Source organism: Kibdelosporangium aridum, assembly GCF_900176515.1.
Lineage (GTDB): Bacteria > Actinomycetota > Actinomycetes > Mycobacteriales > Pseudonocardiaceae > Kibdelosporangium > Kibdelosporangium aridum.
Map to the genome: position 1 here is coordinate 1,135,876 of NZ_FWXV01000002.1, position 17,694 is coordinate 1,153,569.

The 17,694-nt window shown below is 66.9% G+C and carries 17 protein-coding genes; 8 read left to right on the plus strand and 9 right to left on the minus strand.

Annotation, left to right across the window (positions count from 1 at the left end; genetic code table 11):
• Nucleotides 1–30 precede the first annotated feature (30 nt).
• The 3 genes from purD to B9C43_RS14940 are packed head-to-tail and all read right to left on the minus strand — an operon-like array spanning nucleotide 31 to nucleotide 4,338.
• Nucleotides 31–1,293 carry a phosphoribosylamine--glycine ligase gene (gene purD / locus B9C43_RS14930; protein WP_084426974.1) on the minus strand — a complete coding sequence of 421 codons (1,263 nt, stop codon included), beginning with the start codon at nucleotides 1,291–1,293 and terminating at the stop codon, nucleotides 31–33.
• Nucleotides 1,294–1,322: 29 nt separating this feature from the next.
• A complete protein-coding gene (locus tag B9C43_RS14935) occupies nucleotides 1,323–2,309 on the minus strand; it encodes a TAXI family TRAP transporter solute-binding subunit (RefSeq protein WP_084426976.1) in 987 nt (328 codons plus the stop codon).
• Nucleotides 2,302–4,338 carry a TRAP transporter permease gene (locus B9C43_RS14940; protein ID WP_084428158.1) on the minus strand — a complete coding sequence of 679 codons (2,037 nt, stop codon included), beginning with the start codon at nucleotides 4,336–4,338 and terminating at the stop codon, nucleotides 2,302–2,304. The genes B9C43_RS14935 and B9C43_RS14940 overlap by 8 nt, the downstream gene beginning before the upstream one ends.
• 119 nt (nucleotides 4,339–4,457) lie before the next feature.
• Between B9C43_RS14940 and B9C43_RS14945 the strand changes: the two genes are divergently transcribed.
• Nucleotides 4,458–5,558, plus strand: coding sequence for a glycerophosphodiester phosphodiesterase (locus B9C43_RS14945; RefSeq protein ID WP_084426978.1), 1,101 nt, complete (start codon nucleotides 4,458–4,460; stop codon nucleotides 5,556–5,558).
• Between the two features lie 47 nt (nucleotides 5,559–5,605).
• Here B9C43_RS14945 and B9C43_RS14950 read toward each other — a convergent pair whose 3' ends face one another.
• Both B9C43_RS14950 and B9C43_RS14955 read right to left on the minus strand, forming a co-directional pair.
• The gene (locus B9C43_RS14950; protein ID WP_143446339.1) at nucleotides 5,606–6,613 is read right to left on the minus strand and encodes a hypothetical protein; all 1,008 of its coding nucleotides are present in this window, start codon (nucleotides 6,611–6,613) and stop codon (nucleotides 5,606–5,608) included.
• An 87-nt stretch (nucleotides 6,614–6,700) separates the two neighbouring features.
• Nucleotides 6,701–6,961 (minus strand): UBP-type zinc finger domain-containing protein, encoded by a 261-nt coding sequence (locus B9C43_RS14955; protein ID WP_033382273.1) that lies wholly within the window; start codon nucleotides 6,959–6,961, stop codon nucleotides 6,701–6,703.
• A gap of 49 nt (nucleotides 6,962–7,010) precedes the next feature.
• On the opposite strand from B9C43_RS14955, the gene B9C43_RS14960 reads away from it, so the two are divergent.
• A complete protein-coding gene (locus B9C43_RS14960; RefSeq protein ID WP_235038616.1) occupies nucleotides 7,011–8,564 on the plus strand; it encodes a Na+/H+ antiporter in 1,554 nt (517 codons plus the stop codon).
• Between the two features lie 38 nt (nucleotides 8,565–8,602).
• On the opposite strand, the gene B9C43_RS14965 is transcribed toward B9C43_RS14960, so the two are convergent.
• The gene (locus tag B9C43_RS14965) at nucleotides 8,603–9,892 is read right to left on the minus strand and encodes an adenylosuccinate synthase (protein WP_033382274.1); all 1,290 of its coding nucleotides are present in this window, start codon (nucleotides 9,890–9,892) and stop codon (nucleotides 8,603–8,605) included.
• A gap of 66 nt (nucleotides 9,893–9,958) precedes the next feature.
• Here B9C43_RS14965 and B9C43_RS14970 point away from each other — a divergent pair, with 66 nt between their 5' ends.
• Nucleotides 9,959–10,639 (plus strand): hypothetical protein, encoded by a 681-nt coding sequence (locus B9C43_RS14970; protein WP_084426984.1) that lies wholly within the window; start codon nucleotides 9,959–9,961, stop codon nucleotides 10,637–10,639.
• A 151-nt stretch (nucleotides 10,640–10,790) separates the two neighbouring features.
• On the plus strand, nucleotides 10,791–11,417 hold the full coding sequence (locus B9C43_RS14975; protein WP_033382276.1) for an HNH endonuclease family protein: 627 nt from the start codon (nucleotides 10,791–10,793) through the stop codon (nucleotides 11,415–11,417).
• Here B9C43_RS14975 and B9C43_RS14980 read toward each other — a convergent pair.
• On the minus strand, nucleotides 11,414–11,812 hold the full coding sequence (locus B9C43_RS14980; protein WP_033382277.1) for a DUF3151 domain-containing protein: 399 nt from the start codon (nucleotides 11,810–11,812) through the stop codon (nucleotides 11,414–11,416). The genes B9C43_RS14975 and B9C43_RS14980 overlap by 4 nt on opposite strands.
• 564 nt (nucleotides 11,813–12,376) lie before the next feature.
• Nucleotides 12,377–13,411, minus strand: a complete 1,035-nt coding sequence (fbaA, locus tag B9C43_RS14985) for a class II fructose-bisphosphate aldolase (RefSeq protein WP_084426986.1) — start codon at nucleotides 13,409–13,411, stop codon at nucleotides 12,377–12,379.
• A 65-nt stretch (nucleotides 13,412–13,476) separates the two neighbouring features.
• Between fbaA and B9C43_RS14990 the strand changes: the two genes are divergently transcribed.
• The gene (locus tag B9C43_RS14990; RefSeq protein WP_084426988.1) at nucleotides 13,477–13,761 is read left to right on the plus strand and encodes a DUF427 domain-containing protein; all 285 of its coding nucleotides are present in this window, start codon (nucleotides 13,477–13,479) and stop codon (nucleotides 13,759–13,761) included.
• A gap of 133 nt (nucleotides 13,762–13,894) precedes the next feature.
• Nucleotides 13,895–14,905, plus strand: a complete 1,011-nt coding sequence (locus B9C43_RS14995; protein ID WP_235038618.1) for a nitric oxide synthase oxygenase — start codon at nucleotides 13,895–13,897, stop codon at nucleotides 14,903–14,905.
• On the opposite strand, the gene B9C43_RS15000 is transcribed toward B9C43_RS14995, so the two are convergent.
• Nucleotides 14,897–15,724, minus strand: coding sequence for an LLM class F420-dependent oxidoreductase (locus B9C43_RS15000; RefSeq protein WP_084426990.1), 828 nt, complete (start codon nucleotides 15,722–15,724; stop codon nucleotides 14,897–14,899). The two genes, B9C43_RS14995 and B9C43_RS15000, sit on opposite strands and share 9 nt — an antisense overlap.
• Nucleotides 15,725–15,781: 57 nt before the next feature.
• Between B9C43_RS15000 and B9C43_RS15005 the strand changes: the two genes are divergently transcribed.
• Nucleotides 15,782–16,720 carry an aldo/keto reductase gene (locus B9C43_RS15005; RefSeq protein ID WP_084426993.1) on the plus strand — a complete coding sequence of 313 codons (939 nt, stop codon included), beginning with the start codon at nucleotides 15,782–15,784 and terminating at the stop codon, nucleotides 16,718–16,720.
• A 69-nt stretch (nucleotides 16,721–16,789) separates the two neighbouring features.
• Nucleotides 16,790–17,686 carry an SDR family oxidoreductase gene (locus B9C43_RS15010; protein WP_143446340.1) on the plus strand — a complete coding sequence of 299 codons (897 nt, stop codon included), beginning with the start codon at nucleotides 16,790–16,792 and terminating at the stop codon, nucleotides 17,684–17,686.
• Nucleotides 17,687–17,694: the final 8 nt, after the last annotated feature.

Consider the following 17,694-nt stretch of genomic DNA (forward strand, 5'->3'; position numbering starts at 1 on the left):
CGGAGAAACCTGGCGTCCGGTTCCACCGAATCAGCTAGCCGGTACCGCGACCTCGCCACGGGACGCACGCAGGGCGATATCCGTCCGGTGATGCGACCCGGCGAGGTGCAGGTTCTCGACCCGACGGTACGCATCCTGGCGCGCCGCCTCCAGGTCATCGCCTGTCCCCACGACCGAGAGCACACGGCCGCCTGTGGACACGACCGCACCGTCGTCACGACGGCGGGTGCCCGCGTGCAGGACGCCCTCGGCTTCGCTGCCTGCGATCACGTCACCGGTCCGTGGCCTGCCTGGGTAGCCCTCGGCCGCCACGACCACGGTCACCGCCGAGCCGTCTTCCCACTCCAGCGGAGGCTGGGCGGCGAGGGTGCCGGTGGCCACCGCGTTGAGCAGTTCGCCGAGCGGGGTGCGCAGCAGGGTCAGCACGGCCTGGGTCTCCGGGTCGCCGAACCGGCAGTTGAACTCGATCACCGACGGGCCGTTCGGGGTGATCGCCAGGCCCGCGTAGAGCAGCCCGGAGAAGGGCACGCCCCGGTTCGCCATCTCGTCGACCACCGGCTGGACGATCTTGTCCACGATGGTGGGCACCAGGTCGTCCGCGGCCCACGGCAGCGGCGAGTACGCGCCCATGCCGCCGGTGTTGGGTCCGCTGTCGCCGTCGCCGACGCGCTTGAAGTCCTGCGCGGGCAGCAGCGGCACCACTGTCCGGTCGTCGACCAGGCAGAACAGGGACACTTCCGGGCCTGACAGGAAGGACTCCAGCAGGACCGGGTGCCCGCCGTCGAGCAACGTCATCGCGTGCGCGCGGGCCTTGTCGTAGTCCGTCGTCACCACGACACCCTTGCCTGCCGCGAGGCCGTCGTCCTTGACCACCCATGTCGGGCCGAAGCGCTGCAGGGCAGCGTCCAGCCGTGCCGGGTTGTCCACGACCTCGCTGTGTGCGGTCGGGACACCGGCGGCCGCCATGATCTCCTTGGCGAACGCCTTCGAGCCCTCGATCCGCGCCGCCTGCGCCGACGGGCCGAAGCAGGCGATGCCCGCCGCACGGACCGCGTCGGCGACGCCGGCCACCAACGGGACCTCGGGGCCGATGACGACGAGGTCGGCCTTCCACTTGGTCGCGAGCGCCGCGACCTCAGCGGAGTCGGAGACCTCGACGCCGTACTGCTCGGCGACCGCGGCTATGCCGGCATTGCCCGGCGCGCAGGCCAGCGCGGTGACCTTCGGGTCCCGTGACAGGCCAAGTACCAGGGCATGTTCTCGGGCCCCAGACCCGATGACCAGAACTCGCACGACTGATGAGGATAGGTGCCGTGGTCCGTTCAGCTCACGCCGAGGGCCTGCTTCGCACCCGGGTGGAGTGGTACTGGATCGGTCTTGACGGCCGTTTCCTTGGTGATGTCCTTGGCCGACGGGTGCGTCTTCTCCAGATCCGCCTTCTTGTCGAAGATCAGCTTGGTGATCGCGCACGCGTTGGCGGCCGGGAAGTCGTCACGGACCAGAAGCAGGTTCGGCACGACGATGGTCGGCACGTCCGCGGGCAGCTTGTAGGTGGCGGCCGGGATGGTGCCCTGGTCGTACACCGGGTTGAGCTGCTTGAGCGCGCTCAGCTGCGGGGTGATGTCGATGAACTTCACCTTGTCGCCCATGGACGTGGTCAGGTCGGTGATCTCGGGCGTCGGCAGCCCGCCGGACCAGACCAGCCCGTCGATCTTGCCTTCCTTCATGCCGTCCACGGTCTGGCGCAACGCGAGCCGCTGCGGCGCCAGGTCGGCGTCCTTCAGACCGGCGGCCTGCAGCAGCCGGTTGGCGATCACCTCGGTGCCGGACTTCGGCGAACCGGTGGAGATCCGCTTGCCACGGAAGTCCGCGACGCTGTTGATGCCGCTGTCGGTGCGGACGACGACCTGCGTGTAGTTCGAGTAGATCCGGGACAGTGCCTGGACCTTCTGCGGCTTGCCCTCGAACGCGGACTTGCCCTGCACCGCGTCGGCCGCGGTGTCGGCCAGGGAGAACGCGATGTCGTAGGTCTTGTCGCCGAGCTGCTGGATGTTCTGCACGGACGCGCCGGTGTCCGCCGCGGTCGCCTTGAGCTTGGAGTTGTTGCTGATCACCTGGGCAAGGCCGCCGCCGAGCACGTAGTAGACGCCGCCGACGTTGCCGGTGGCAATGGTGACGCGGCCGTCCGCCGCCTCGCAGGCGGCGTTGCCGCCGGCGGGTTGTTGAGCCGTGGGCGCGTCCTCCCGCTTGCCGCCGCAGCCGGTGGCCACCAGCGCGAGTCCCAGTACGCCAATGAGTGTCCTACGCACTGTTGATCTCCTCTTTGTCCTTTTGCCGCAACAGCATGTGTACGACGACGGCGGCTACGGCGAATCCGGCGCCGATCGCGATGGAAAGTGGCTGGAGGTACAGCAACAACAACGCCGCAGGCACGCACAGGATCCGCACCGGCATCTTCGCCGGACCGATCAGCCAACCGGTCGTGACGACGGCGAGCACCGCGACACCGAGCGCCGAAACGGCCGTCACCCAGACGACATCGAGGAACGGGCGCTGCAGCAGCAACGCGGATCCGTTTTCGGTGAGCACGAACGCAAGCGGCACAAGGAAAGCGGGCAGCGTGTACTTCCACGTCTGCCACATGGTCTTGATCACGGCACCGCCGGTGATGGCCGAAGCGGCGACGGCGGCGAGCGCGGTCGGTGGCGTGACCTCGGAAAGCACCGCGTAGTAGAAGATGAACATCGCGGTCTCGGCAGGCTCCACGCCCAACGTGATCAACGCGGGGCCGATCACCACCCACGAGATGATGAACGAAGCGGTGACCGGAACCGCGAGGCCGAGAACGCACACTGCCAAGGCGCAGAACACAACCGTGAACGCGAGTACGACGGTTGGGTTGTCGGACAACGAGTTCGCGGCCTTCACCAACGCGTCCGCGAGCACCTGACCGAGTCCGGTCTTGGTGATCGTCGACGTGATCACGCCTGCCGCGGCGCACACCGCGATCACCGGCAGGGCACCACGTACGCCCTCCGACAACGAGTCGACGAGTTCCTTCAGCCACGCGATGACGGCTGCCCGCTTGTCCTCAGCGAAAAGCTTGGTGGCCAACGAGAACAAGGCCGCGACGCCGGATGCGTAGACCACCGCGGAGAACGGCGGGATGTCCAACGCCAGGAACACCACGATGATCGCCAGCGAGGCGAAGTGATACCCGCCTTTGGCCAGGACGGCCCAAGCTTTGGGCGTGTCGACGTCGACCGAGTGCGCACCGAAGCGGCGGGCGTCGGCCTCCACGGCGAACACGATGCCGAGGTAGTAGAGCAAAGTCGGCACGATCGCCCAGAGGAGAACCGTCAGGTACGACGTCTCGAGGTACTCGGCGATGATGAACGCGGCGGCACCGAGCGTCGGCGGCGACAGGATCGCGCCGATACCGGACGCGGCGAGCAGGCCGCCCGCATTCTCCTTGGGATATCCGGCTTTCTTCAGGATCGGCCACGTGATCGCGCCGAGCGTGACAGTGGTCGCGGTGCCCGAACCGGAGACCGTGCCGAGCAGGAACCCGGACAACGCGGTTGTCCGGCCGGGCGCGGTCCTGGACTTGCGGAACAGCGCGAAACTGAAGTCGACGAAGAAGGTCCCCGCGCCCGAGTTGGCGAGCACGGCGCCGTAGATCGTGAACAGCACGATGTACGTGGCCGCGACGTCGAGCGGGGTGCCGTAGAACCCGTTGCTGGGGTCGTACAGCGCGCTGATGATCTCGTCGAAGTTCATCCCCGCGTGCGAGATCGCCCAGCTCTGCGGCAGGAACCCGCCGTAGTAGGCGTACGCGAGGAAGACGAGGCAGATGATCGGCAGGACCAGGCCGGTGGTCCGCCGGGTGGCCTCCAGGATCAGCAACAGCAGGACCGCACCGGCGATGACGTCCACTGTGGACAACTGGCCTTGCCGGTCGAGGAAGTCGTCGAACCCGGTGAGCAACGGGTACAACGCGACCACCAGGGTGATCGCGGACAGTACCCAGTCGATCACGCCGGGATCGTCCTTGTCCCCGCCAGTGCGTCCCTTGGGCCGGTACGACAGGAAGACCAGCGGCAGGGTGACTGCGAGGAAGATCACCAGGTAGTACTGGTTGCCCTGGTCGAAGGGCAGGAAGACCTGCTTGAGCACCAACAACGCGACACCCGCGCCGATGATCCACAGCGCCCGTTCCCAGCGCGGGGACAGCCTGCGCGCCGGGCGCTCCTCATCGTGCGCGCCGACGATCTCATCGACGTTGCGCTGCTCTGCGGTCGTCACGCGGCGAACGCTACCTGGTGCGGTGGTCGGCATCACACCGATCTTTGCAATGCCTTAGGACAGTCGTGCGCTCAACGTTCATCCGCATGTGGCCGATCGTGCAGGAATCGGAGGTAGCGTCCACGCACTTCGTTTCAGCAAGGAGGCACGTGATGGGTAAACGACTCGCCGCACTGGCGTTGTCGGGGTTCGCCCTGGTCGCCCTGGTGGGTTCGGCGACCGCGGACCAGGACTCGCGCGGTGGGGGTGAGCAGGCCAAGCCGTTGGTCTTCGGCCACCGCGGCGCCTCGGGCTACCGCCCTGAGCACACACTGGCCTCGTACGAACTGGCCGCCCGGATGGGCGCGGACTACGTCGAGCCGGACCTGGTGTCGACCAAGGACGGCGTGCTGGTGGCCCGGCACGAGAACGAGATCAGCGGGACGACGGACGTGGCCTTGCGGCCGGAGTTCGCCGGCCGCAAGGCCACCAAGACCATCGACGGCTCGCCGCTGACCGGCTGGTTCACTGAGGACTTCACCCTGGCGGAGCTGAAGACCCTGCGGGCGGTCGAGCGCATCCCCGAGCTGCGCCAGCGCAACACGATCTACAACAAGCGCTTCGACGTGCCGACCCTCCAGGAGGTCATCGACCTGAGCAAGCGCCTGTCGTGGGAGTTGAAGCGGGACATCGGCATCGCGCCGGAGACCAAGCACCCGACGTACTTCCAGTCGATCGGCAAGCCGCTGGAGCCCGCACTGGTCCGTATCCTGGACCGCAACGGCCTGAACAAGCCGCAGGCAAAGGTCGTCGTGCAGTCCTTCGAGGTCAGCAACCTGATCGCGCTCAACCGTGAGCTCAGGGTCCCGCTGGTGCAGCTGACCAGCGCCACGGGTGCGCCGTACGACTTCATCGTCAAGGGCGACAAGCGCACCTACGCCGACATCGTCAGCCCTTCGGGCCTGCGCGATGTGGCCAAGTACGCCGACTGGCTCGGCCCGGAGAAGTCCCAGATCATCCCGCGCGACCCGGCTGGCTTCCTGAAGACGCCGACGTCCCTGGTCGGCGACGCCCACAAGGCCGGACTGAAGGTCGTGCCGTACACCTTCCGCAACGAGAACAACTTCCTGCCTGCCGACTTCCGCTCGTCGGCGGTCGCGGCGGAGTACGGCAACGCGTTCGGCGAGTTCGAGAAGTTCTTCGCGACCGGCGTCGACGGCGTGTTCACGGACAACCCGGACACGGCGGTCGAAGCCCGCAAGGCCAAGCGCTGACAAAAGTGGGGGCGCGGGCACGAGCCCACGCCCCCACTTTGTGCTGCCTAGAACAAGCGCCACACCGCCGGACGGCCGCCCTCATCGAGTGGGTGCGTGGAGACCCAACCGACGATGGCGCCGTCGTCTCCCACTGCCCCGGCAGCGCCTTTGTGGTCGGCAGGCATGGGCAGGCGTCCAGCGAAGTGAGTCCCCCACCACACCGCGAGCGGCCCGTGCGGCGACAACGGGATGGGTTCGCGGCCGACGATCAGACCGAACTTGTTCATGTGGCTGGCGGTGTCACTGCCCTGCAGTGGTTGCGGGTTGTCAGGCGTCCGCCACAGGAAACCGCCAGCACCAGGTCGGGTCGTGGACGCGATCGACCCGACCACGACGCCGTTCTTGATCTCGCTCGCGTGCGGGTATCTATACCCTGCAGGCACAACCAGATCGACGAGCTTTCCGTTCCGGAACAACCGCGGTGGCCCGTCCATGGTGTTCAGTAAGATCGTCCCGTCTTCGTCGATGTCCGTGCCCCACCCGGGCACATCTAGCAACTCGGGGTGCTCAAGGCTGTCGGCCCGCCAGAGCACGGTCTTGCTTTGCCCGTCGGGACCTGTCGCCGCCCCGAGCACGTCACCTCGGTCGTTGATGGCTTCAGCAGAACTGCCGGAGTGACCGGCCGGAGTCGGCAGCAAGCGGAACGCTGTCCCGTTCAGCACGAACGGGACCAAACTCCCGGTCTCGCGGTCATGCGCGGCTCCGACGATCGTCCCGGCCCGGTTGTGGTCGGAGACGCTGGGAAATTCCGTGCCTGCCGGCGCACCGACGACTGTCACGGTGTCCCGGGTCCACTTCACGACCTCGACGCGGTCACCGATGGCCAGCGTCCCCGAATAGGTGCCTCGTCCGTCGGTACCGGTCACGTATCCGGTGGCGTCAGGATGTCCGTCCGGCAACGGCAACAGATGTACTTGCCATTGCGGTGACTGCGCCGCTGCGGTGGGCACCGCAATGGCACCGACCGAAGCCGTCAGCGCGGCGATGGCGAGCATGGTTGATACGACTCTCAATCGAACCCCCTCAGTCCTCCCCGACCTGGTTCATTCGAGAGCACGCGGACGAGATCCCAGCGCGTTGTCGTCGTGACCGATCCGATATCAGACGAGCTTGTTGTCCACGTAGCACCAGCGCCACGACTCGCCGGGTTCGTACGAGCGCATGATCGGGTGGCCGCTCTTGTGGAAGTGGCCGGTGGCGTGCCGGTACGGGCTGGAATCACAGCAGGCGATGTGCCCGCAGACCAGGCATTTGCGCAGGTGGACCCAGCCGGTCTCGCCCAGCTCGACGCATTCGGCGCAGCCGGAGACACAGTCGACCGCTGGTTCGGGCGGCAGTTCGGCAACGTGCGTACAAGTCATGGTGAGATTCAACGCTGGACGGACCGAAATGACACCCGGGGGTGAGAACTTGCACGGAACTGACCTGCTCCTGCTGCTGGTGGGTTCGCTTGCGGTCGCCACGCTGGCGCGACGGCTGTCATGGTCGGCGCCGTTGCTCCTGGTCGCGGTCGGCCTCGCGGTGTCGTTCATCCCCGGTGTCCCGGCGTTCGAGCTGGATCCCGACCTGATCCTGCTGCTTGTGCTGCCGCCGCTGTTGTACTCGGCCGCGCTGGACAGCTCGTACTTGAACATCAAGGCGAACCTGAAGCCGATCGGCCTGCTGTCGGTCGGCTTGGTGCTCGCCACGATGGCCGTTGTCGGCTTCGTGGCCCACTGGCTCATCCCCGGGCTGTCCCTGGCCGCCGCGTTCGTCCTCGGGGCTGTGGTGGCGCCGCCAGACGCCGTTGCGGCCGTCTCCATTGGACGCAGGTTGGGGTTGCCGCGCAGGACCATGACGATCCTGGCGGGCGAGAGCCTGGCGAACGACGCGAGCGCGCTGACGGCGTTCCGTGTCGCGGTCGCCGCGGCCACCGGTACGGCGGCCGTCTCGTTCGGCAACAGCGTGGTCGCGTTCCTGGTCAGCGCACTCGGCGGAATCGTGATCGGGTACGTCCTCGGTGTCGTCGTGCACTGGGTCCGAATGCGGATCGGCGACGGGGTTCTGGAAAGTGCCCTGGGCATGCTTGTCCCGTTCGGGACGTACCTGCTGGCCGAGTCTGTGCACGTGTCGGGTGTGCTGGCGGTGGTCGTCGCAGGCCTGTACCTCGGCCACAACTCGCCACGTGCGGGCTACGCGACCCGGCTGCAGGAGACCGCGGTATGGCGGTCGGCGGACGTGCTGCTCGAATCGCTGGTGTTCGCGCTGATCGGCTTGCAACTGCCGTCGGTGATCACGTCGCAGATCACCATGCACGTCGGGATGACCGCGGCGATCCTCTTGGTGGTCACCATCGTCATCCGGTTCGTCTGGGTGTTCCCTGCCACGTACCTGCCGAGATTCCTGTCCAAGAAGGTCCGGGCACGAGAACCGGATCCCGGTTGGCGCGGCGTGGTCGTGGTCTCGTGGGCCGGAATGCGGGGCGTGGTGTCACTGGCCGCCGCGGCGGCCATCCCGCCGTCGATGCCCGGCCGGGACATGGTCTTGTTCTGCGCGTTCGTGATCACTGTCGGCACACTGTTGTTGCAGGGCCTGACATTGCCGATGCTGATCAAGAAGCTCGGCGTCCGCGGCGATGAGCAGCAGAGCGACAACCTAGCCGAGGCGCAGGTCCAGCACCGCGCCGCCGAGGTGTCGGTGACCCGATTGGACGAAGCGATCGCGCAGCAAGCGGCCCCCGAGTACATCGTGGACCGACTGCGCAACATCGCCGAGATGCGCGGCAACGCGGCGTGGGAAAGGCTTGGCCGCCAAGAGACCGAGAGCCCCGCCGCGGCGCACCGCAGGCTGCGCCGGGTGATGCTGGAGGCCGAGCGGGAGGTCTTCGTCGCCGCTCGTGACGCACGCGAGATCGACGACGAAGTCCTCCGGCGGGTGTTGCGGGAGCTGGACCTGGAGGAGGCTCGCCTCTCCCGGGACGAGTAGGCCAGCTCCGGCCGCGCCCGGATGGTTGGCCTGCCTTGTCAGCGCACCATCTCGTGGCGGACGATCGTCTGGTCACGGCCGGGGCCGACGCCGATCGCGGAGACCCGGGCGCCCGACAACTCTTCCAACCGCTCGACATAGGCCCGCGCGTTCGCCGGAAGTTCCTCGAACTGCCTGCAGTCGCTGATGTTCTCCCACCAGCCCGGCATCTCCTCGTACACCGGGATGGCGTGGTGCACGTCGGTCTGCGTCATCGGCATGTCGTCGATCCGCCGACCGTCCACTTCGTACCCGACACAGATCGGCACGGTGTCCAAACCGGACAGTACGTCCAACTTGGTCAGGAAGTAGTCGGTGATGCCGTTGACCCGCTGCGCGTAACGCGCGATGACCGCGTCGAACCAGCCGGTGCGGCGCGAACGTCCTGTGGTGACACCGAATTCGCCGCCCTGCTTGCGCAGGTTCTCGCCCATCTCGTCGGTCAGCTCGGTCGGGAACGGCCCGGAGCCGACGCGAGTGGTGTACGCCTTCAGGATGCCGATCACGGTCGTGATCCGGGTCGGGCCGATGCCCGAGCCCGCGCTGGCGCCACCGGACGTCGGGTTCGAGGACGTGACGAACGGGTACGTGCCGTGGTCGACGTCCAGCAAGGTGCCCTGTGAGCCCTCGAGCAGCACGTTCTCGCCACGCTCGAGTGCCTGGTTGAGCAGCAGGCGGGTGTCGGCGATCCGGCTGAGGAACTTGCTGCCCTGCTCAAGGACGGTGTCCACGACCTGGTTCGGGTCCAGCGCGCGGTGGTTGTAGACCTTCACCAGCACCTGGTTCTTGAAGTCCAGCGCGGCGTCGACCTTCTGCCGCATGATCTTCTCGTCCAGCAGGTCCTGCACCCGCACGCCGACGCGGGCGACCTTGTCCTGGTAGCACGGGCCGATACCGCGGCCGGTGGTGCCGATCTTGGCCTTGCCCAGGTACCGCTCGGTGACCTTATCGATGGCCACGTGGTAGGGCATGATCAAGTGCGCGTCGGCGGAGATCAGCAGCTTGCCGGTGTCCACACCGCGCGCCTCGAGGCCGGAGAGCTCTTCCAGCAGCACGCCCGGGTCCACCACGACCCCGTTGCCGATCACGTTGTTCACGTTCGGGCTCAGGATTCCGGAGGGGATCAGGTGCAGCGCGAAGTTCTGCCCGTCGGGAAGAACGACGGTGTGCCCTGCGTTGTTGCCGCCTTGGTAGCGGACGACCCACTGGACGCGGTCACCGAACAGGTCGGTTGCCTTGCCTTTACCTTCGTCGCCCCATTGGGCGCCGATGACCACGATGGCCGGCATGTGAAACTCCAGGGTGGATTCGGGCGTGCGAAATGCCGGTAAGCAACATTAGACCAGGAGCTCAGCGTGGGTGCACTCGTACTGGCCTGCGGCGATTCCGCCGAACACGGTCGGTTGACGTCGTTGACCGAGCGTGATGACGTCGAGGTGCGGTCGATACCGGCGAAACCCGGGCGCCCGGACGTGGATCCCCTGCTCGCGGGCCTTTCCGAGCGCCGGTTGGTGGTCGTGGGCACCGACGCGGACCTCGCCGCGGTCGTGCTGAGAATGTTGCGCAAAGAACTCGTCGATTCGGTCACTGTCGGGTTCGTGCCAGTCGGCGACTCGCCGGTCGCGGACCTGTGGAACCTGCCGTCGGACACCGGCAAGGCACTGGAAGTCGCGCTGCGCGGCGATGTCGACCCCATCCCGCTGCTGCGCGACGACGCCGGAGGCGTGCTCGTCGGACTTGGCAAGATCGGGCCGACCCGCGGCGTCGGCTACTGCGACGACACGACCGCGCTGCGCGGTGGCGTCAGTGGGATCGAGGTCACGCCCGACCCGACCGGCCGCAATGGCCTCGTGGTTCGCGTGATCCGCCGAGGCTTGCTCGGCAAGCGCGTCAGCGAGTTCCGGGGCCGTGCGTTCCAACTCGGCAGCCTGCCCGTGACCCCGATCAAGGACGGCGTCACGCATCCACGGCAGACGCAACGCTGGACCTGGTACCGGCACACCTCGGACCTGCGAGTGGCCCGCGGCGTGGTCTAACTGGGAAAGACGGCAATCATTGGGTCCCGCACCATGATCGTGCAGGTGACCGAGTCTGAGTTACGGCATCAGTAGTACGGGTGTCACCCAAAGGTATTGATCACGACATCTCTGTAGTTCACGGTCGAGTGACCTGAGACACGGAGGTGACATGATCGCCAAAAATGCCTTACGGACCCTGCTGCTCGTCGTCGCCCTGCTCCTCGGAATGGTCGTGGTGGCGTCGGCGACACCGCCAGGCATTCCCAGTGCAACCACTGCCCGGACGCAGTTGAACAGCTTGACAGTGGCTGCCGACGGACCGTCGACCGGCTACAGCCGCGACCTCTTTCCGCACTGGTCCACCGTTTCCGGCGCCTGCAACACCAGAGAGCAGGTACTGAAGCGGGACGGCACGAACGTCGTCGTCGACTCGTCGTGCGCCGCCACATCGGGCCGTTGGTACAGCCCGTACGACGGCGCCACATGGTCGGTCGCGTCGGACGTCGACATCGACCACATCATCCCGCTCTCCAACGCGTGGAAGACCGGCGCGAACTCGTGGACGACGTCGAAGCGTCAGCAGTTCGCCAACGACCTGTCCGGCCCGCAGCTGATCGCGGTGACCGACAACGTCAACCAAGCCAAAGGTGACCAGACGCCCGCCACGTGGAAGCCACCGCTCACGTCCTACCACTGCACGTACGCGCGCATGTGGATCGGCTCGAAGTACAAGTGGGGACTGAGGGTGAACTCCGCGGAGAAGTCCGCGTTGAGCTCGATGCTCAACAGCTGCTAGATCCCGGGCGCGGCCGGGTCGGAGTCCTCGAGGAACTTCTTGACCCGGTCGTACTCCTCGGTCTCACCGATGGCGTTGGCGGCCTTGCCCAAGGCTGCCAACGCCCGCAGGAAACCCTGGTTCGGCCGGTGGCTCCACGGGACCGGGCCGAAGCCCTTCCAGCCGTTGCGCCGCAACTGATCCAGGCCACGGTGGTAGCCGGTGCGGGCGTAGGCGTACGCCGCGACGTGCTCGCCCTTGCCGAGAGCCTGCTCCGCGAGAACAGCCCAGGCTTCACTGAAGTCCGGCCACTGCGCGGCGACCTCGGCGGGGTCTTTCCCTGACTCGATGGCTGCTTGCTGCTCGGCACGCTCGGGCAGCAACGTCGGTTCTGGGCCAAGCAGGTTGTTCTGCATGACCCCATCCAATCAGCTCAGCACACTCGCTATCGCGCCAAGGGTGGCGAGTGCGAGACAAGCGAGGACCACGACGGCTACTACGCGTTTCGGCATCACGCCGAGGAGCGTGGTGGTGGGTGGGCTTTCTGGGCAACGGGGTTCACCCGATCGATCGGGTGGTTGTGGTGGGGGCTCTTGGGTTGCTTCGGCGCGCTTGGCCCACTGCGGCGCGCGCTGTGGTCACCTCGGCGCGCTCCTGTGACTGGTCGGCGCGATTTGGTGTGGAGCCTCTGCGCCGCAAAAGGCAGGGAAAGCGGGCAGGACCTGCGGCCCTGCCCCGCCGACAAGCTTATTTGCGGCGCCACTCCACACAAAATCGCGCCGACTACCACTTTTGGCGCGCCTCTTCGTGCTCCGGGCGCGCCTTCACTGTGCTTTTGGGGCACGCCTTGTTGGGCCCCAAAAGCAAATCGCGCCCATACCTTCGCTTGGTGCCGCGCCCCTTTGTGTAGCCGGTGCGGTGCCCTTCCACAGAAGAAGCCCGCACCGGGACGGCGCGGGCTTCATTCGTGGTGCTGGTGTTCAGCCGGCGATCATGCGGCCGGCGGACTTCAGGTGCTGGCAGGCCTCGATGATCCGGTCGGCCATGGCGACCTCGGCCTTCTTGATGTAGCTGCGCGGGTCGTAGGTCTTCTTGTTGCCGACCTCGCCGTCGATCTTGAGCACGCCGTCGTAGTTCTTGAACATGTGCTCCGCGATCGGGCGGGTGAAGGCGTACTGGGTGTCGGTGTCGATGTTCATCTTCACCACGCCGTAGGACAGGGCCTCGTGGATCTCCGAGAGTTCCGAGCCCGATCCGCCGTGGAAGACCAGCTCGAACGGCTTCGCGTCCGCCGGGCGGCCCAGCTTCTGGGCTGCGACTTCCTGGCCGCGCTTGAGTACCTCGGGACGCAGCTTCACGTTGCCTGGCTTGTACACGCCGTGGACGTTTCCGAAGGTTGCGGCGAGCAGGTAGCGGCCGCGTTCGCCGGCGCCGAGGGCGTCGATCGTTTTGATGTAGTCCTCTTCCGAGGTGTACAGCTTGTCGTTGATCTCGTTGGCTACGCCGTCCTCTTCGCCGCCGACCACGCCGATCTCGACCTCGAGGATGATGTTGGCTTCGACCGTCTGGGTCAGCAGTTCCGCCGCGATCTTCAGGTTCTCGTCGATCGGCACCGCCGAGCCGTCCCACATGTGCGACTGGAACAGCGGGTTCTGGCCCTTGGCCACCCGCTCCTTGCTGATCTCGATCAGCGGGCGGACGAAGCCGTCCAGCTTGTCCTTCGGGCAGTGGTCGGTGTGCAGTGCGATGTTCACCGGGTACTTGGCCGCGACCACGTGGGCGAACTCGGCCAGTGCGACCGCGCCGGTGACCATGTCCTTCACCTTGGTGCCGGATGCGAACTCGGCGCCACCGGTGGACACCTGGATTATGCCGTCGCTCTGCGCCTCGGCGAAACCACGCAGTGCGGCGTTGAGGGTCTCCGAGGACGTCACGTTGATGGCCGGGTAAGCGAACTCGTTCTGCTTCGCCCGATCCAGCATCTCCGCATAGACCTCGGGTGTCGCGATGGGCATCGGTCTGGTCCTCCTCGGGCTGGGATGCCTTTGCAGCCGAATCCTACGAGGCGTTAACTGGCTGCATGGCGATAGCACGGTGGAATGGAACTGTCATAGCGGAGAGTGACAACACTGTGGTCGTGGAGGGGAACCACTACTTCCCGATCGATTCAGTGAATCAGCAGTACCTCAAGCCTTCCGAGACCACGTCGGTCTGCCATTGGAAGGGCACCGCCAGCTACTACACGTTGTCGGTCGACGGCCAGGAGAACCCGGACGCCGCGTGGTACTACACCGAGCCGTTCGAGGCCGCGGCGCAGATCAAGGACCACGTCGCGTTCTGGAAGGGCGTCGACGTCACCCCTTAGGCTGACTCAAGTCGATCTCCCGCACTGCCGAGCGAGTCACTGAGGGTGTCTAGGTCGCTCGATCGGCTGACCAGGGCGTCTGACCCGTCTGGCAGTGTCGGGAGAGCCGGCCCAGGACGTAGATTTCTGGCCCGTGACCGCCCTGTATAACGAAACGATCACCGGCGGTCCGGTCTCCTTCGCCGCGGCGGAGGACTTCCTGCGGATGTTCCACGACGCACATCCCGAGGCGGGCGCTGTGCGCCACCGGCTGGCCGAGGTGCGCGCGGAGATCGCGGAGACCGGCACCTACCGGCACACCCATCAGGAGCTTTGCTACGGCGCCCGGGTCGCGCTGCGGGACAGCGGCTGGTGCACCAGCGGCCTGCCATGGCGCCGGCTGAAAGTCCGCGACCTGCGCGGCATCCACAAGGCTTCGGCCGTCGCGGCCCAGTGCTTCGAGCACCTCAGGCTGGCCACGAACGGCGGCAAGATCCAGCCACTCGTCACGGTGTTCGCGCCGGACCGCCCCGACGCGCCCGGGCCGCGGATCTGGAACGCCCAGTTGGTCAGCTACGCCGGATATCCGGACATGGGCGACGCGCGCAACGCCGACTTCACCGAGTCCATCGAGGCCTTGGGCTGGCAGCCGCCCGCCGTGCGGACCGCGTTCGACCACCTGCCCCTGGTCGTCAGCACGGGCCTGCAGGACCCTCAGCTGTTCAAGATCCCGCGCGAGGTCGTCTACGAGGTCCCGCTGACTCACCCGGACCTGCCGTGGTTCGCGGACTTAGGACTGCGCTGGCCTGCCGTGCCCGTGATCACGAACATGCGCCTGCGGATCGGCGGGATCGACTATCCGGCGGCGCCCTTCAACACCTGGTTCGTCGGGACCGACATCGGCACGCGAAGCCTGGCCGACGAGTCCGCGTACGCCATGCTCCAGCCGGTCGCCATCCAGCTCGGCCTGGACACGTCGACCGACCGGACACTGTGGCGTGATCGCGCGACGCTGGAGTTGAACCGGGCGGTGCTGCATTCGTTCGACACCGCCCGGGTCACGATCACCGACCACTACGCCGAAACTCAGCACCGGCTCGCATGGCTGCGCTCACGGCGCAACCGCGGCGACCGGCCCGCGTTCCGGCCGCACAAATCACGTTAGGGCGTTGCCCAAGGTGCGGAATGCTTCCGCGTCAAGGCCACCGTCAGCCGTGAGGACCTGGATGTTGACGTGGTCCGCGCCCGCCTCGTGGTGCTGAGCGACCGTGGCGACGATGTTGTCGACGCCCTGCGGGATCAACGCGCCGATCAGCCGGTCGCTGCCGCCGTCGGCGAAGTCCTCCTCGGTGAACCCCAGGCGCAGCAAGTTGTTGGTGTAGTTGGTGAGCTGCAGGTAGAGGCTCGTGTACTTGCGGATGATCTGGTCCGCGACCGCACGGTCCGATTCGAGCACGACCGCGATCTCGGGTGCGAGAAGCGGCCCGTCGCCAAGTGTCTTGCGCGCCTGCCTGGTGTGCTCGACCGGGACGAAGTACGGGTGTGCGCCCGCGGTGCGCTCGGCTGAGAGCGTCAACACCTTGGGCCCCAACGCAGCCAGCGCACGACCGGAGGCGGGCACACCGGCGGCGTCCAGCTCGTCCAAATAGGACACGAGCTTGGTGTACGGCTTCTCGTACTGGGTGTCGAAAAGCTTGTGGCCCGCGCCGACACCGAGCAGGAACCGGCCGGGGTGCTTGGCCTCGACGCGCTTGTAGGACTGGGCGACCTCCGCAGCCTCGGTCGCCCAGACGTTCACGATCCCGGTCGCGACCTTCAGCGTGCTCGTCGAGTCCAGCACCGCCTCCGCGATCCGCAGGTCGCCTGCGGGCGAGGCACCCAGCCAGAGCGCGCCGAACCCGAGCTCCTCGAGTTCGCGGGCCAGTTCGGGCTGGTCCGCCCACAGGGGCGCCCCGCTCCAGATGCCGACCTTGCCAAGATCCATGTCCCAGTCCTCCGATACGCGCTGCGATCCCCCTCAACGAAGAGATACGTTCGAAGGATGGCGAACATTCCCGGAACCGAGCTCGATGTCTATCCGCTCAACCTTGGCACGAACATTTTCGGTTACACAGCGGACAAAGCGGCCTCGTTCGAGATCATGGACCGCTACGCCGAGGCCGGCGGGAACTTCATCGACACCGCGGACAGCTATTCCGTCTGGGCGCCGGGCAACGTGGGTGGCGAGTCCGAGACGATCATCGGCCAGTGGCTGTCACAGCGGGGCAACCGCGACGACATCGTGATCGCCACGAAGGTCGGTGCGCTCCCGGAGCTCAAGGGCTTGTCCGCGAAAACGGTCAAGGCCGCGGCCGAGGCGTCGCTCAACCGGCTGGGGACCGACCGGATCGACCTGTACTGGGCGCACTTCGACCAGCCGGAGATCCCGGTCGAGGAAACCCTTGGTGCGTTCACGGATCTGGTGCGAGAAGGCAAAGTCCGGTACGTCGGCGCGTCGAACCTGAGCGGTGAACGGATCACGCAGTCGCTGGCAGCGTCCGATAGGGACGGTTTGGCCCGGTATGTGGCGTTGCAGCCGAAGTACAACCTGATGGACCGCAAGGACTACGAGTCCGAGTACGCGCCGATCGCGGCCAAAGAGAACCTGGCCGTGTTCCCGTATTACGGCCTGGCGCGAGGATTCCTCACGGGCAAGTACCGCGGCAGGGAAGGCGACGGCGGCGACAGCCACCGCGCGAGTTCCGCGTCGGCCTACTACGACGAGCGCGGCCAGCGGGTGCTCGCCGTGTTGGACGACATCTCGGCCGCGCACGACGTGCCGGTGGCCAGCGTGGCGTTGGCGTGGCTGCGGCAGCAGCCGAATGTCGTCGCACCGATCGCGAGCGCCCGTAAGCCCGAGCAGTTGCCTGCGCTGATCCAGTCCGTGACGCTCGAACTCAGCCCCGATGAGCTGGCGAAGCTGACCGAAGCCTCTTCCTGACTACCAGTAGCTTACCAAGAGTAGGTTACTGTACGGTCAGGTCGTCGGACCGAGGTGAGGAGGCCCCCAGTGCGCACCGTTCGAGGCAAAGTCGTCCTGATCACTGGGGCCGCCCGCGGCATCGGCGCGGGTGTGGCCAAGCGCCTTGCCCAGCAGGGCGCCAAGGTCGCGTTGGTCGGCTTGGAGCCCGACGAGCTCAAGCGGGTCGCCGCGGACTGCGGCCCGGACGCCGCGTTCTGGGAAGCGGACGTGACCAGCTGGGACGCCTTGGAGAAGACCGTCGACGAGGTGGTGGCGCACTTCGGCGGGATCGACGTCCTGGTGGCCAACGCGGGTATCGCGGCGACCGGTTTCGCCCGGTCGATCGACCGGGCCGCGTTCGAGCGGGTGATCGAGGTCGACCTGCTCGGCGTCTGGCGCACGACCCGTGTCTGCCTGCCGCACCTGATCGACCGGCGTGGCTACGCGCTGCTGGTCTCGTCGGCCGCGGCGATCATGCACATTCCCGGCAACGCGGCGTACAGCGCGGCGAAGGCCGGTGTCGAGGCGTTCGCCAACAGCCTGCGCGCGGAGGTCAAACACCTCGGCATGGACGTCGGCGTGGCGCACCCGACCTGGATCGCCACGGACATGGTCAACAGTGCCGACAAGCACCCGGTCTTCGGTGCGATGCGGGCGAGCGCACCGGGCCTCGCGGGCAAGACGTACCCGCTGTCGGTGGCGGTCGACCTGATCAGCGAAGGCATCGCCAAGCGGTCCCGTGCGATCCACGTGCCTGGCTGGGTCGGCGCGATCAAGCTGATCCGGGCCCTGCTCCCGCGCCTGGTCGAACTGTCGACCAGGAGCCTGATCCCGGCGGCGGACAAGGCCGCGGTCGAGGACATCGCCAAGCGGGGCAGCCAGGAGGCCAGCATTGTCGGCCCTGGCGCGCGGGCGGATCTGGACGCCGCCCAGAAAAGGGCTTAGATCAAGAG

Excerpts from the sequence above, each read along its gene's own strand:
- B9C43_RS14975 (WP_033382276.1), top strand. The coding sequence starts at position 10,791 with ATGATCGCCAAAAATGCCTTACGGACCCTGCTGCTCGTCGTCGCCCTG.
- B9C43_RS14955 (WP_033382273.1), bottom strand. The coding sequence starts at position 6,961 with ATGACTTGTACGCACGTTGCCGAACTGCCGCCCGAACCAGCGGTCGAC.
- B9C43_RS14990 (WP_084426988.1), top strand. The coding sequence starts at position 13,477 with ATGGCGATAGCACGGTGGAATGGAACTGTCATAGCGGAGAGTGACAAC.
- B9C43_RS14945 (WP_084426978.1), top strand. The coding sequence starts at position 4,458 with ATGGGTAAACGACTCGCCGCACTGGCGTTGTCGGGGTTCGCCCTGGTC.
- B9C43_RS14965 (WP_033382274.1), bottom strand. The coding sequence starts at position 9,892 with ATGCCGGCCATCGTGGTCATCGGCGCCCAATGGGGCGACGAAGGTAAA.
- fbaA (WP_084426986.1), bottom strand. The coding sequence starts at position 13,411 with ATGCCCATCGCGACACCCGAGGTCTATGCGGAGATGCTGGATCGGGCG.
- B9C43_RS14980 (WP_033382277.1), bottom strand. The coding sequence starts at position 11,812 with ATGCAGAACAACCTGCTTGGCCCAGAACCGACGTTGCTGCCCGAGCGT.
- B9C43_RS15005 (WP_084426993.1), top strand. The coding sequence starts at position 15,782 with ATGGCGAACATTCCCGGAACCGAGCTCGATGTCTATCCGCTCAACCTT.
- B9C43_RS15000 (WP_084426990.1), bottom strand. The coding sequence starts at position 15,724 with ATGGATCTTGGCAAGGTCGGCATCTGGAGCGGGGCGCCCCTGTGGGCG.
- B9C43_RS14940 (WP_084428158.1), bottom strand. The coding sequence starts at position 4,338 with ATGCCGACCACCGCACCAGGTAGCGTTCGCCGCGTGACGACCGCAGAG.